The sequence below is a fragment of the Delftia sp. PE138 genome (assembly GCF_018320755.1).
GTDB lineage: Bacteria > Pseudomonadota > Gammaproteobacteria > Burkholderiales > Burkholderiaceae_C > Comamonas > Comamonas tsuruhatensis.
On sequence record NZ_JABEPN010000004.1, the window covers coordinates 14113 to 28506 of the forward strand.

At 68.0% G+C, this 14394-nt stretch carries 12 protein-coding genes and 1 tRNA gene; 6 read left to right on the plus strand and 7 right to left on the minus strand.

All coding sequences use genetic code 11. The annotated features are described in order from the left end of the window. Positions 1–232: 232 nt before the first annotated feature. Both HFGMBDPB_RS15040 and HFGMBDPB_RS15045 read left to right on the plus strand, forming a co-directional pair. Positions 233–712 carry an Lrp/AsnC family transcriptional regulator gene (locus HFGMBDPB_RS15040; protein WP_074923365.1) on the plus strand — a complete coding sequence of 160 codons (480 nt, stop codon included), beginning with the start codon at positions 233–235 and terminating at the stop codon, positions 710–712. Between the two features lie 176 nt (positions 713–888). Then, positions 889–3336 carry a penicillin acylase family protein gene (locus HFGMBDPB_RS15045; RefSeq protein ID WP_212645672.1) on the plus strand — a complete coding sequence of 816 codons (2448 nt, stop codon included), beginning with the start codon at positions 889–891 and terminating at the stop codon, positions 3334–3336. Positions 3337–3440: 104 nt separating this feature from the next. Here HFGMBDPB_RS15045 and selD read toward each other — a convergent pair whose 3' ends face one another. Then, positions 3441–4499 carry a selenide, water dikinase SelD gene (selD, locus tag HFGMBDPB_RS15050; RefSeq protein WP_016446845.1) on the minus strand — a complete coding sequence of 353 codons (1059 nt, stop codon included), beginning with the start codon at positions 4497–4499 and terminating at the stop codon, positions 3441–3443. A 99-nt stretch (positions 4500–4598) separates the two neighbouring features. On the opposite strand from selD, the gene HFGMBDPB_RS15055 reads away from it, so the two are divergent. The 4 genes from HFGMBDPB_RS15055 (at position 4599) to yfiB (ending at position 7915) form a co-directional block, all read left to right on the plus strand. After that, a complete protein-coding gene (locus HFGMBDPB_RS15055; protein ID WP_133072359.1) occupies positions 4599–5411 on the plus strand; it encodes a GNAT family N-acetyltransferase in 813 nt (270 codons plus the stop codon). Between the two features lie 200 nt (positions 5412–5611). Beyond that, the gene (gene yfiR / locus HFGMBDPB_RS15060; protein ID WP_212645673.1) at positions 5612–6181 is read left to right on the plus strand and encodes a regulatory sequestration protein YfiR; all 570 of its coding nucleotides are present in this window, start codon (positions 5612–5614) and stop codon (positions 6179–6181) included. Next, entirely contained in the window at positions 6178–7407 is a 1230-nt protein-coding gene (dgcN, locus tag HFGMBDPB_RS15065) for a diguanylate cyclase DgcN/YfiN (protein WP_016446848.1), read from the plus strand. The genes yfiR and dgcN overlap by 4 nt, the downstream gene beginning before the upstream one ends. 1 nt (position 7408) lies before the next feature. After that, on the plus strand, positions 7409–7915 hold the full coding sequence (gene yfiB / locus HFGMBDPB_RS15070) for an outer membrane lipoprotein YfiB (protein ID WP_016446849.1): 507 nt from the start codon (positions 7409–7411) through the stop codon (positions 7913–7915). A 32-nt stretch (positions 7916–7947) separates the two neighbouring features. Here the strand turns inward: yfiB and HFGMBDPB_RS15075 are convergent. From HFGMBDPB_RS15075 to fdxH, 6 genes are all read right to left on the minus strand, one after another. Continuing rightward, positions 7948–8043, minus strand: a tRNA-Sec gene (locus HFGMBDPB_RS15075). Between the two features lie 194 nt (positions 8044–8237). Further along, entirely contained in the window at positions 8238–10178 is a 1941-nt protein-coding gene (gene selB / locus HFGMBDPB_RS15080) for a selenocysteine-specific translation elongation factor (RefSeq protein ID WP_212645674.1), read from the minus strand. 10 nt (positions 10179–10188) lie between these two features. After that, complete coding sequence (selA, locus tag HFGMBDPB_RS15085) at positions 10189–11643, minus strand: L-seryl-tRNA(Sec) selenium transferase (protein ID WP_126312742.1); 1455 nt, start codon at positions 11641–11643, stop codon at positions 10189–10191. A 14-nt stretch (positions 11644–11657) separates the two neighbouring features. Then, complete coding sequence (fdhE, locus tag HFGMBDPB_RS15090) at positions 11658–12632, minus strand: formate dehydrogenase accessory protein FdhE (protein WP_016446852.1); 975 nt, start codon at positions 12630–12632, stop codon at positions 11658–11660. Positions 12633–12838: 206 nt separating this feature from the next. Further along, entirely contained in the window at positions 12839–13465 is a 627-nt protein-coding gene (locus HFGMBDPB_RS15095; RefSeq protein ID WP_012205324.1) for a formate dehydrogenase subunit gamma, read from the minus strand. Continuing rightward, on the minus strand, positions 13462–14391 hold the full coding sequence (gene fdxH / locus HFGMBDPB_RS15100) for a formate dehydrogenase subunit beta (protein WP_012205325.1): 930 nt from the start codon (positions 14389–14391) through the stop codon (positions 13462–13464). Before fdxH ends, HFGMBDPB_RS15095 begins: the two co-directional genes overlap by 4 nt. Between the last annotated feature and the right edge of the window lie 3 nt (positions 14392–14394).

The window sequence follows — 14394 nt, forward strand, 5'->3', positions numbered from 1 at the left end:
TTTCTGCTAGCCATTACTCTTGCCTGGTGGTGCCCATGTGCCGTCGCTGCTGGGCGATGCGGGATGGGGATGCATTCCAGATGCGGCGGTATCGGATGAAACGAGGATCTTGTTGATGAAAGCGACGATTTGCAGCGCATAGAATTGCCGGATTGGTGGATATCTCTGCCGAAATGTTGAACACGTCCGAGCCGCCGCCATAGGCTCTTGCCGTTGACGTCCAGGGAGCTGCATGGAATACCGTCTTGATGAAACCGACCGCCAACTGCTGCGCCTGCTGCAGACCAATGCGCGGGCTTCCACCGCGCATCTGGCCCGGCAGATGAATCTGGCGCGCACGACGGTGGTGGCCCGCATTGCCCGGCTGGAGCAGGAAGGCGTGATCGCCGGATACGGCGTTCGCCTGGGTGCGCGCGTGGAGCAGTCTGCGGTGCGCGCGTACTGCGGCATTCGCGTGCAGCCCAAGACCGCCACTTCAGTAATGCAGGCACTCAACCGTTTCACCGAGGTCGAGGAGGTCTCCGCCGTCAGCGGCCAGTACGACTACATGGTGTTCGTGCGCTGCGAGAGCAACGAAAAGCTCGACGCGCTGCTGGACCGCATAGGCCTGATCGACGGCATACAGCAGACCTATACCTCGGTGGTGCTCAGCCGCAAGATCGACCGGCGCATGACGGCGGCGCTGGGCCAGCTGGCTGAATCTGCCGCCTGAGTCTTCTGCCCGTGCCGGCCGATGGAGAGCCGGGTGGCTGTCCACATCGACTGTCGGGCATCAGACATTTCCTAGTGAAACTGCCGGGTAGGCAGTGCATTGCCTCGCTCCTATGCTGATGCGGGCCCCGTGGCAGACCGGGGCCTTTGTGTACGCATAACACCAGGAGACAAAGCATGCACCCAGCGCTTCGCAGTGGATGGAAACCCTTGTCATTGATAGCCCTGGCCGCCTTGGCGGCCTGCGGCGGTTCGGGAGACGGCTCCGGCAGCAAGTACAGCGCGGAGATCCGCCGCACGGAGATGGGCATTCCGCACATCAAGGCCAAGGACTGGACGGGCCTGGGCTATGGTGCGGGCTATGCCCAGGCGCAGGACAACCTGTGCACCATGGCCGACTCCTTCCTGACCTACCGCGGGGAGCGTTCGCGCCACTTCGGCGGCGATGCCCAGGCCGTCTATGACAGCACCATCGACCGGCCGCGCAACATCGATTCGGACTTCTTCTTCCGCCATGTCGTCTCCGATGACGCCGTGGCCGCCATGATCCAGGCCCAGCCCGACAAGCTCAAGCAACTGGTCGATGGCTTCGTGGCAGGCTACAACCGCGTGGTGCGCGAGACCCCGGCCGGGGCCAAGACCAATGCGGCCTGCGCGGGCCAGCCTTGGGTGCAGGCCATCACGGCCCAGGACATCTGGCGGCGCATGTATACGGCCAATCTTGCCGGCGGCTACAGCAATTTCGTGGCCCAGATCGCCAATGCCGTGCCACCTGCAGCGGCTGCGGCGGCAACGGCCTCGGCCAAGCCGGCGAAGGGCCGGTCGGCCGCGACGCAGCTGGCCGCGCTCAAGCCGGGCCAGGTGGTGGCGCCATCATTGCAGGTGGGCGGCACCACGGGCATAGGCAGCAACATGTACGGCTTCGGCCAGCAGGCCACGGGCGGCAGCAGCGTGCTGTTCGGCAATCCGCACTGGTACTGGAAGGGGCCGGACCGCTTTTACCAATCGCAGCTCACGATTCCGGGCGAGATCGACGTCAGTGGCGCCAGCTTCCTGGGTATCCCGATGGTGCTGATCGGCTTCAACAACGACGTGGCCTGGAGCCACACCGTGTCCACGGCGCGGCGCTTCGGCCTGTTCATGTACCAGCTGGCCCCCAATGATCCGACCCGCTATGTGCGCGACGGCAAGACCGAGGCCATGCAGGCCAGCAAGATCACCGTGAGCGTGCGCAATGCCTCCGGCGGGCAGGACCAGGTCACGCGCACGCTGTACAAGACCGTGCACGGCCCCGTGGTCAACCTGGGCGCCATGGACCCGGCGCTGGGCTGGACCACGCAGAGCGTGTTCGCCATCCGCGACATCAACGCCTACAACTACCGCACCTTCCGCAACTGGCTGCGCTGGAACCAGGCCAAGTCGCTGGACGAGTTCATCCGCATCCAGAAGGAGGAGTCGGCCATTCCCTGGGTCAACACCGTCGCTGCGGGACGCGGCAACGCCCAGGTCTGGTATGCCGACATAGGCGCCGTGCCCAACGTGCCGCCCGCGCAGCTGCAGGCCTGCGCCACGCCGGCCTCGGCGGCCATCAACGCGGCGCTGCCCCAGGTGCCGGTGCTGGCCGGCGGCAGCAGCCAGTGCGACTGGGGCTCGGATGCGGATTCGGTGCAGGCCGGCGCCATCGGCCCGGCACGCATGCCCAGCCTGCTGCGTGGCGACTACGTGGGCAACATGAACGACAGCTACTGGCTGTCCAATGCCTCGGCACCGCTGACCGGCTATCCGGCCATCTTCGGCTCCACCTCTTCTGCCCAGAGCCTGCGCACGCGCCTGGGCCACACCATGGCGCTGCAGCGGCTGGCGGGCACGGACGGCTATCCGGGCAAGATGGCCACCAGCGACATCGTTCGCCAGATGGTGCTGGACAGCCGTGTGTACAGCGCGCGTTTCAAGGACGAGGCATTGGCCCAGGTCTGTCCAGGCCCCGTGTCCTCGGCGGGTGAAACGGTGGACGTATCGGCTGCCTGCACGGCGCTGCAGGCCTGGGACGGCACGGGCACGGCGGCATCCAGGGGCTCCCATGTCTGGGACGAGTTCTGGAAGCGCGTGGCCAGCCAGATCAAATCGGCCGACCTGTATGCCGTGCCCTTCGATGCGGCCGACCCCGTCAACACGCCGCGCGGCATCAAGCCCACGGCCAAGGCGGCGCTGCAAAAGGCGTTCGCCGAAGCAGTGAAGGCCGTGCAGGCCAGCGGCTTTGCCATGGATGCGGCGCGTGGCACCGTGCTGTTCTCGCAGCGTGGCGGAGAGAAGACGGCGCTGTATGGCGGATGCGGCGAGGTGGGCTACTTCACCATCACCTGCTCGGAAAACAAGATAGAGCAGGGCGGCTACAGCATGGACGGGCAGCCGCACGGCAACAGCTACATGCAGGTGGTGAGCTTCCCGGCGGCCGGAGTGGAGGCCCATACCTTCCTGACCTTCTCGCTGTCGGACGATCCTGCCTCGGCCCACTATGCGGACTACACCAAGGCCTACGGTGCGCGCCAGTGGCTCAAGCTGCCGTTCACCGACAGCGCCATCCAGGCCAGCCCGGCCTACAAGACGCAGACCGTGAGCGAGTGACATCCGCTGTCCGGCGTGATGCAGTGCCCGCCTGAAGGGGCTGCATCAGGCATGCAATGCAAACGGGGGCCCAGGCCCCCGTTTCGCTTGACTGGTTGCCTGGCTCAGTCCACCACGACGCGGGCCTGGCCCGCTTCCATGCGGCCGACGATGGCTGCATCGCCAAAGCCCTGTTCGGCAAACAGCGCAAGCACCTGGTCCGCCACATCGGGCGTGCACGATACGAGCAGGCCGCCCGAGGTCTGCGGATCGGTCAGCAGCGCGCGCTGGGCATCGGTGATGCCGGCGCCCAGCACCACCTGCGTGCCATATGAGGCCCAGTTGCGGCCCGAGGCGCCCGTAATGACGCCCTGCTCGGCAAAGCCCTGCACCGTGGGAAGCACGGGCAGGCTGCGGCTGTCGATGCGCGCCGTCAGGCCCGCGCCGCGTGCCAGCTCCAGGCCATGGCCCAGCAGGCCGAAGCCCGTCACATCGGTCAGCGCGTGCACGCCGTCCATCTTGCCCAGCGCCGTGCCGGGGCGGTTGAGCAAGGTGGTTGCCTCCACCATGGCGCGGTAGCCGGCTTCGTCCAGCAGGTTCTTCTTGAGCGCGGCCGACAGAATGCCCACGCCCAGCGGCTTGCCCAGGATCAGCACATCGCCGGCCTTGGCGTCGGCGTTGCGTTTCATCTGGCGCGGGTTGACGATGCCGATGCCCACCAGGCCGTAGATGGGCTCGACCGAGTCGATGGAGTGGCCGCCGGCCAGTGGAATGCCGGCATCGCGGCAGACCGACTCGCCGCCTTCCAGGATCTTGGCAATGGTGTCGTGCGGCAGCACATTGATGGGCATGCCCACGATGGCCAGGGCCATCAGCGGCTGGCCGCCCATGGCGTAGATGTCGGACAGCGCATTCGTCGCGGCGATGCGGCCGAAGTCATACGGATCGTCCACGATGGGCATGAAGAAATCCGTGGTCGCCACGATGGCCTGCTCGTCGTTGATGCGGTAGACGGCGGCGTCGTCAGCGGTCTCCGTGCCCACCAGCAGGTCCGGGAAGAACTGCTTGGGCAGCGCGCTCTTGCCGATCAGCTCCGCCAGCAGGCCCGGCGCAATCTTGCAGCCGCAGCCGCCGCCATGGGACAGCGAGGTGAGTCGGGGAGCTTGGGAGGTGTCTGTGGTCATGGAGCAATCCGGCGAACGGGGGCGATCGCAGTAGTGGAAAAGAGTGCCTGCCGCCAGCGCGGCGGCGCGCCATATTATGGGCGGGCACGGCGTGCGGCCATGGTACAAGCGGGCATGTCCAAGTCTTTCGCTCATGACCGCGCATCCGTGGACTGCGATCCCGAGACGGTGGTCGGCGTGGAGCAGCGCGGCTTCAACGCCTGGCCGGCCCAGCGCACCGTGCTCTGCGGGGACTGGCTGCTGCGCGCCGCGCAGGGCCATACCAAGCGGGCCAACTCCGCCAATGCCCATCAGCCCGGCGCCCGCCTTGGCGCCTTGCTGGCGCAGATCGAAGCCTTCTACCAACGCCAGGGCCTGCCGCCCGTCTTCCGCCTCTCGCCCCTGGCCAGCCCCGAGGCCGATGCACAGCTGGCGCAGGCCGGCTACCTGCTGGCCGATCCTTCGCTCGTGATGCGCGCAGCCTTGGCGGACATGGCGCAGCCGGCGGACGAAAAAGGCTGGACCCTCGCCATGGATGCCCGGCCCGGTGCGGCCTGGCTGCAAGGCTTTGCCGAGGCCGGCGCCGTGCCGCCCCGTCACAGGCAGGCGCATCACCACATGCTGCAGTCCATTGCCTGGCCCGCCGCCTTTGCCACGCTGCGCGTCGGGGGCGAGGTGGCCGGGTTCGGCCTGGCCGTGCTGGAGCGCGGCTGCGTGGGCCTGTATGACATCGTCATCGCACCTGCAATGCGCGGGCGGGGGCTGGGCCGTGCGCTGGTGTGCGGCCTGCTGCACTGGGGACGGACGCAGGGGGCGCAATGGGCCGAGCTGCAGGTGAGGACTCCCAACCGGGTGGCGCGCGGGCTGTATGAAAGCCTGGGCTTTCATCCGCTCTACGCCTATCACTACCGCCTGCCTGCCGCGGCGCCTTGATGTGCCGCAGCGACTAAGAAAGGATGATGACCCAGCGCGACACTCCGGGTGCTCCGAGGCGGGCGATATGTGAAAAAATGCTTCGATGCGCCGTCGTGGTGCAATGCATGGATTTCCCGTTCAAGGAGCCTTGGTTGGCTGTTCGCATAAATCGCTCACAGCGCTCGCAGCGCTCACTTCTCCCATCCCGCAGGTGGTGCATGGGTGGCAGGATCAAGGGCCTGCCGCCCGCCTGGGCCTGGGTGGCCGTGTGCCTGCTGGCGCTGCAAACGGGTTGGGTGGGGCTGGTGGGGCAGGCGCATGCCGAACCATCGGCCGACGAGCATGAGCTGGGCGTGACACGCACAGTCTTAGGCATCCTGGGCTACACGCGCTGGCCCACGGAAAGCGCGATGCTGCGGCTGTGCGTGGTGGGCTCCACCGAATATGCCGATGACCTGCTCAATGGTGCCCCGCAGACCGTGGGCAGCCAGCGGCTGGAAGTCCGGCGCGTCGTGCTTTCCGATGCGCGCATCCTGGCCGAATGCGAAGGCATCTATGCCGGCCAGCTCGATGAAGCGGCCTGGCGCAAGCTCATGGAGCAACTGGCCGGACGGCCGCTGCTTACCATCAGCGAGCGGGGCGAGCTGTGCCGCATCGGCGCCATGTTCTGCCTGCGCCGCCGTGGCGAGGGCGCGGGCTTCGAGGTCAGCCTCGACTCCGTGGCACGCAGCGGCCTGCGCGTCAATCCCAAGGTGCTGCAGCTTGCGCGCCACAGGACGTTGCCATGAAGTTGTTCCTGTCCGGCAGCGCCTCCCTGCGCAACGTGATCCGCCGCGCGCACATGCGCATGGCGGCGGTGGCCATTGCGCTGGCGGGCGCGCTGCTGCTCATCGTCGGCGTGGCCACCCTGCGTCTTTACCTGTCCAACAACCTGCATCTGGTGGCACGTTCGCTGGCCTATACGGTCGAGGCATCGCTGGTCTTCGGTGACCGTGACGAGGCTGCCCGCGTGCTGGACCAATTGCTGCGCGGCGAAGGCGTGGCCCATGCCGAGGTTTTCGATGCCGAGCAGCGCCCGTTCGTGCAGTGGTCGGGCCATGGCGGCTCGGCGCTGTCCAGCGTGGGTGAACTGCTGGCCATAGGCATAGGCCTGCCGCGCGCCGAGGCCGATGTGCGCCAGGATGGCCGCCTGGTCGGGAGCGTGCAGCTGTCCAGCGATGGCGTGGGCCTGGTCCGCTTTCTGGGCGCAGGCTTCATCGTGCTGGTGCTGTGCGTGGGCGTGAGCGGCTATGTGGGGCTGCGCCAATCGCGCCGCATGCTGCGCGACATTGCCGAACCGCTGCAGCAGTTGGCGCGCGTGGCGCACGCCGTGCGCCATGACCGGTCCATGGACCAGCGCGTGCCGCTGGCGCGCATTGCCGAACTGCGCGAGTTGGGAGACAACTTCAATGCCCTGCTGGCCGAGCTGCAGACACGCCACGAGCGGCTGCAGCAGCAAAATTCGGCCCTGGAGCGCCAGGCTTCGCGAGACAGCCTCACGGGGCTGGCCAACCGCCTGCATTTCGAGCAGCGCCTGCAGCAGGCGCTGGACAATGCGGCCGAAACCGGGCAGAAGCTGGCCGTGCTGTTTCTGGACAACGACCGCTTCAAGCAGGTCAACGACGCGTACGGCCATGCCGTGGGCGATGTGCTGCTCAAGGCCGTAGGCGCAAGACTGCGCTCGCAGGTGCGCGAGAGCGATCTGGTCGCGCGGCTGGGCGGCGATGAGTTCGCCATCCTGCTCTATCCCGTGGGCGGGGGCGGCGATGCGCAGATGGTGCGGGACAAGATAGAGGCCGCCATGCATGAGCCTTTGGTGGTCAGCGAAGGCGTGGTGCTGCAGCCTTCGGTCAGTGCGGGCGTGGCCCTTTTTCCCAAGCATGGCCAGAGCATGGAGACGCTGATGCGCCATGCCGATCAGGCCATGTACCAGGCCAAGGCCATGCGCCAGGCCGAACGAGTCACAGGAGGATGACATGTTGAAACGACGGAGCTGGACCCGGATGTGCGGCGCAGGTGCGGCCGCTGTGCTGGCCCTTGCGCTGGCGGGCTGCAAGGCGGCGCCCGAGGCGCCGCCTACGCCGCAGGGCCTGACCGAGCAGCAGCAGCAAGTGCTGCGCAGCCAGGGCTTTGCACAGGCGGAGCAGGGCTGGGAGCTGCAGATGTCGGGCAAGCTGCTGTTCGGCTTTGACTCGGCCGAAGTCGGCGCCCAGGCGCGCACCAAGGTGCTGGAACTGGGGCGGGCGCTCAAGGGCGTGGGCATAGAGCGGCTGCGCGTGGAAGGCCATACGGACGATCGCGGCAGCGATGCCTACAACATGCGCCTGTCGCTGCGCCGCGCAGAGGCCGTGGCCGATGTGCTGGCCGAAGCCGGCCTGGCGCGCCAGGATATCGAGGTCAAGGGCCTGGGCCGCGCCATGCCCGTGGTGCCCAGCGATGCGGCGGAGAACCGCCGCGTAGCCATCGTCGTGCCCTTGCAATAGCCGGAACCTGGCTGGGATCAGAGTCGGGGGATTGGCGGAAAGCAGCAGGAGTCGAACCTACCCAGGAGCGGCTGACGCCCCTGACCGGGTTTGAAGCCCGGGCGCACCACCGGGTGCGTATGCTTTCCTTCTGGATTGAAGCTCCCCCTGAGCGGCTTACGCCGCTTCCCCCCGTTGCACGGCGCCTCTCTACCCGCTTCGCGGGGGAGGGGGACGACACCCTTGCTGCGGGGCGGCCCTTGCTCGGTGTCTCTCGCCCTGGGCCGCGCCGGTTGCTGGCGCCGTAGCGAAGCAAAGCTCGCCATTGTAGCGGCCCCTTGCCTCAAATTCTTGCTGTGGCGCCAGTGGTCCACTGCACATCGGGGCGCAGCAGGTGGGCGTCGCGCAGGCGGCGGGTGTAGCCGATGCGGTCGAAGAATTCGAGGATCTGGATGGCGCGCTTGCGGCCCAGGCCTGTGGCATCGCGAAAGGCGTGGGCCTGGATTTCGCCGTTGGGGGTGGCGGCGGCCAGTTCGCGCACCAGGGCGGCGAGTTCGTCCGTGCGGGCGGCGGAGTAGAACAGGTCCTTGGTCACCTGAAACAGCAGTCCCTGGCGCGCGAGTTTGCGCAGCAGCTGGCGCACGGTTTCCTCGCCGATGGCGTTGTCGCGTGCCAGGTCGCGCACCCAGGGCGGGTCGTAGCGGCCGGCTTCGATGGCCGGCAGCAGTTTCTGGGCGATCTGTGTTTCGCTGTCCGACAGCTGCACGCTGTGGCCGGGCAGGTGCAGCCAGGCGCCGCTGGAGGCCAGGCTGCCATCCTGCAGCAGCGTTTGCAGCAGGCCTTTCCACAGCGCGTCATGTCCTGCATGGACCAGGCCGGACAGTGCCATGCGGCGCAGGCGTGCCGCGTTCACGCCGGGCTCGTCGGGGTTTTTTTCGTGAAAGCGCGCCATGCTGTCCAGCACCTGGCCGCGCAGCTGCGTCCAGCGTGCGTCACCCAGCAACAGCGTGTCGCCCTCGGCCAGTGGAAGTCGGTGCAGCCGGTGCCCGCCGTTGTCCGTGGTCACGGATGCGCGGCCTGTCAGGCGCATGAGCTGCGACGTGGCAATGCCGTGCGCCGCGCCTTGCACCAGCGCGCTGGCGTCCCCGGTGGCAATCAGCGATTCCAGCGCCTGCAGATAGGCCGTGCGCTCGGGGCTGCGGCGCTTGCGTGCGGGAGCAAAGGGGTCGATGACGCTGCCGCCCGCAATCGTGCGGCTGGCCTGGGCATTGCGCACGATGAGCCGGTCGCCGGGTTGGGCATGTACGGGCATGTCCAGCACCAGTTGGACGATGGCCTGCTCGCCGGGACCCAGCGGCTGGTCCTGCAGCAGGGCCACGTGGGCCGTGCAGCGCGCGGTGCCGATGTGCACATGCACAGGCGTCCATTGGGCCAGTGATGGCGCATCGGCCAGCAGTTGCAGGCGCACGTCGATCCGGTCGCTGGCCTGCAGCAGCCGTGCGTCGGCGATCCAGTCGCCGCGCGTGATGGCTTCCTTGGCAATGCCCGACAGGTTGAGCGCGCAGCGCTGTCCGGCCAGGCCCTGTTCGCTGGCCTGGTTCTGGGCATGCAGGCTGCGCACGCGCACCTCGGTGCCCGAGGCCGAGTGCACCAGCGTGTCGCCGACTTTCACCTGCCCGCCGAACACGGTGCCTGTGACCACGGTGCCCTGGCCGGGCAGCGTGAAGCTGCGGTCCACGGCCAGGCGGAACAGTCCGTCGCTGGCCCGCGCGGGAATGGACTGGGCACGCGCCATGAGGTGCTCGCGCAGCTGCGCCACGCCCGCGTCACCGGGCTGGGCGGCGGCGGTGGGAAAGACCGGGGCGCCGGCCAGCGGCGTGGGCGCCAGCAGGGACTCGATCTCGGCACGCACCTGCTGCAGGCGCTCGGGCGTGGCGCGGTCGGCCTTGGTCAGGGCCACGGTGCCTTCGCGCACGCCCAGCAGCTGCAGGATGTCCAGGTGCTCGCGCGTCTGCGGCATGACGCCGTCGTCGGCCGCCACCACCAGCAGGGCGTGGTCTATGCCCACGGCGCCTGCGGCCATGGTGTGCACGAATTTTTCGTGGCCGGGCACGTCGATGATGCCCAGTACCTCGCCATTGGGCAGCGGCGTGTAGGCATAGCCCAGCTCGATGGAGATGCCGCGCGCCTTCTCTTCCTTGAGGCGGTCGGTGTCCACGCCCGTGAGCGCGCGCACCAGGGTGGTCTTGCCGTGGTCGATGTGGCCGGCGGTGCCAATGATCATGCGTTCGTCCTCAGGCGATGTGCAGCAGCGGCAGCTGTTCGGTGAAGGCCGGCTCGTCGGCTGCCTCCAGGCAGCGCAGGTCCAGCCACAGCGCGTCGTCATGCAGCCGGCCGATGACGGGGCGGGGCAGGCCGCGCAGGCCCGCTTCAAGCCGGGTGAGCTGGCGGCCGGCCTGGCGACCGTCGGCCGGATGCAGTCGCAGGCCCCAGCTGGGCAGGTTCTCCACGGGCAGGGCGCCGCTGCCGATCTGGCTGTTCATCTCGGCGGTTTCCACCACATAGCGGCTGCCCAGCGCCTGCTGCACCAGCGGCTGCAGCGCCTGCGCGCGGGCCTGCATGTCGGCCTGGGGGCGCGTGAACAGGCGCAGCGTGGTCAGGCGCTCGGCCAGCTTTTCTGGGTGCAGGTACAGGCGCAGCGTGGGCTCCAGCGCGGCCAGGGTGAGCTTGCTCACGCGCAGCGCGCGCTTGAGCGGGTGTTTCTTGATGCGGGCGATCAGGTCCTTGCGGCCCACGATCAGGCCGGCCTGCGGACCGCCCAGCAGCTTGTCGCCACTGAAGGTGACGATGTCGGCGCCCGACTCGATGGTCTCGCGCACCGTGACCTCGTAGGGCAGGCCCCATTCGCGCAGATCGACCAGGGTGCCGCTGCCCAGGTCCACCACCATCTGCAGGCCGTGCGCGTGGGCAATGGATGCCACCTCCGCGTCGCTCACGGCCTTGGTGAAGCCGGTGATGGCGTAGTTGCTGCAATGCACCTTCATGAGCAGGCCGGTGTGTTCGCCGACAGCGCCTTCGTAGTCGCGCGCATGGGTGCGGTTGGTGGTGCCCACCTCGACCAGGGTGGCGCCCGCGCGCGTCATCACGTCGGGGATGCGGAAGGCCCCGCCGATCTCCACCAGCTCGCCGCGCGAGACGATGACCTCGCGCCCGGCCGCCAGCGTGGCCAGGGTCAGCAGCACGGCGGCGGCGTTGTTGTTGACCACGGTGCAGGCCTCGGCGCCCGTGAGTTCGCAGACCAGGGATTCGATCAGGTCGTCGCGGTCGCCACGGCCGCCGTCCTCCAGGTCGTACTCCAGGTTGGCCGGCGCCGTCATGGCGGCCACCACGGCGTCCACGGCCTCCTGCGGCAGCAGGGCGCGGCCCAGGTTGGTGTGCAGCACCGTGCCCGTGAGGTTGAAGACCGTGCGCAGGCGGGGCGCAAAGCGCCGCGCCAGGCGCAGGCCGGCCGCCTGGATCACCTCAGTGATGCCGGGCGCGCCTGCATCGGGCTCGCCGGACCGCAGCCGCTCCTGCGCATCGGCCCGCATCTGTGCCAGTGTCTCGCGCACGGCCTGGGTGCAGGCATCAAGGCCGTGGCGCTCGCGCAGCGCGAGCATGTCGGCGCTCAGCAGCACCTTGTCCACGGCAGGCAGGCGCAGCGCGGGCGGGGTGGAGGAAGCGGCAGAGGTGGCGGCGGTATCGGTCATGGTGTGCGAAAGGGTCAGGCAGCAGGCGTGGCGGGGTCGATCAGCGCGTCGCCGGCCTCGTCCTGCTCCTCGGCAAAGGCCACGTAGAGCAGGGGATTGGCGCTGGCGCGCTGAAAGCGCGTCTCCTCGCCCATCAGCAGGTCCAGCATCAGCGAGGCCAGGTCGTCGGCCAGGGGCTCGGCCATGGGGTCCTTTTCCTGGTTGACCACCTTGCGGTAGCTGCCGCATTCCTCGCAGGTCTCGGCCAGCACGGTATCGCCTGCGCCATCGATGCCCTGGTACTCGACGCCCTTGGTCGACTCGCAGTGGGAGCACTTGACGCGCACCATGTGCCACTCCGTGCAGCAGGTGCCGCAGTGCAGGTAGCGATGGCCTGCGGCCTTGCCGCCAATGCGCAGCACGCTGGCCACGGGCTCGCTGGCGCAGACGGGACAGATCGAGGCGGGATCGGTATAGGGCACGTCGCGTGCGTTCAGGCCGCTGGCGCGCGTGGCAAACACCACCTGCAGCGCAGCCATCACAAAGGGCGCCATGCCCACGTGGCGGGCCGCCACTTCCTTTTGCAGCAGCCGCTGCGCGATCTCGTCACGCCCGGCCGTGTCCAGCGCGCGCAGCTCCTGCAGCAGCGGCTGCAGCGGCGCTGGCAGGCCATCGGCGCCCGACAGGGCATCGAGCATGCGGTCCAGCACGCCATGCCAGGCGGCATCGATATGGTCGGCGGCAGGCAGCAGCGGCATGGAATGCTCCTGCGCCCGCGCGATCAGCGCCGCATCGGGCTCGGCCAGCGTCAGTTGCCCGGCCGCCTTGGCTTGCGCGTCCACGATCTGCGCCACGAACCGCAGGTAGTCGGCAATCGGATTGCCCTCGGCCAGCTGCCGCAGCCGCGCCGCCCGCTCGACGAACAGCCCCGGCAACTGCGGCAGCAGCACGCGCGGAAAACTGGTGTGGTCCAGCGACTCGATATCGCCGGGTTGAAGAATGCGTTGCATTGGAATGAATCCCAAAAAAACAGCCGCCCGGATCGCTGGGCGGCTGGGTGCTCAGGCTGATGCCTAGTATGACGCCATGTCTGTGAAAACTGGCGCGGCCCAAGGCGAGGGGCACCGAGGAAGGGCCGTCCCGCACCGAGGGTGCCGTCCCCCTCCCTCGCGCAGCGAGTAGAGAGGGGGAAGCGGCGTAAGCCGCTCAGGGGGTGTCAGTCATTATCACCGGTCATCTTGCGATACCACCCCCGGTGGTGCTGCTTGGCCCAGGCCCGTGTCACCGTGCCGTACAGCATGGCGCGGATGGTGCCCCGGGTCCAGATGGCCGCGTACACGTGCATGATGATCAGGCCGATCATCCACACGCCCGCAATGGCGTGCACCACCGAGGCGGCGCGCACCACGTTGACGGGCAGCGTCCACCAGGCGCGCCACATGAGCGCGCCGGTCACGGTGATCGCCAGCATGCCGATGACCAGGCCCCAGAACAGCAGCTTCTGGCCGCCGTTGTACTTGCCCTGCTCGGGCATGTCGTGGTCGTCGCCGTCGATCATCTTGTTGACGTTCTTGAGCCACTCGATGTCGCGCGGCTCGACCACGTTCAGGCGCCAGAAGCGCAGCGCCATGATGATGAAGAACAGCGCCATCACCACCCCGATGTAGGGGTGCAGGATGCGTGTCCACGGCCCGCCGCCGAACAGCTGCGTGAGCGGGAAGAAGGCCGGGTGGAAGAACGCCAGGCCCGACAGCGCCAGCAGGATGAAGCAGATGCCGACCACCCAGTGGTTGGCACGCTCCGATGCGTTGTAGCGCACCAGGTCACGTGGATTGCGTTTCATCGGCGGGCCTCCTTTTCAGCGGCTTCCTGGTCCTTGCGGTCCATTTCGTCTTCCAGTTCCTTGGACACGTCGTTCGGGCCCTTGGTGATGTAGTGGAACAGGCTGCCGACGGCAGCTGCGCCCAGCGCGGCCATGGCCAGCGGCTTGGCCACACCCTTCCACAGGGACACCATGGGGCTGATCTTCGGGTCGTCGGGCAGGCCCTTGTACAGCGAAGGCTTGTCCGCGTGATGCAGCACGTACATCACATGGGTGCCGCCCACGCCCTGCGGGTCATACAGGCCGGCCTCGGCATAGCCGCGCCGCTTGAGGTCGCCGATGCGGTGCTCGGCCTGGTCCTTCATCGCCTCCTTGGTGCCGAACATGATGGCGCCGGTGGGGCAGGTCTTGACACAGGCAGGCTCCCGGCCGACGGCCACGCGGTCCGAGCACAGCGTGCACTTGTAGGCCTTGTGGTCCTTCTTGGAGATGCGCGGGATGTTGAACGGGCAGCCCGTGACGCAGTAGCCGCAGCCCACGCACTGGTCCTGCTGGAAGTCCACGATGCCGTTGCTGTACTGCACGATGGCGCCCGGCGAGGGGCAGGCCTTCAGGCAGCCCGGGTCCTCGCAGTGCATGCAGCCGTCCTTGCGGATCAGCCACTCCAGGTTGCCGGTCGCTTCGTTCTCGTACTCGGTAAAGCGCATGACGGTCCACGACTGATCGGTCAGATCGGTCGGGTTGTCATAGACGCCGGCCGCGCAGGTGCCGATTTCGTCGCGCAGGTCGTTCCACTCCATGCAGGCGGTCTGGCAGGCCTTGCACCCGATGCACTTGGAGACATCGATGAGCTTGGCCACCTCACCGCTGTGCGTTTCGCGCGCACTGGGAGCAGGCGTCGTCGTGGCCGAGCGACGCTTGATATCGAGAGACATGGTTGATGACATCAG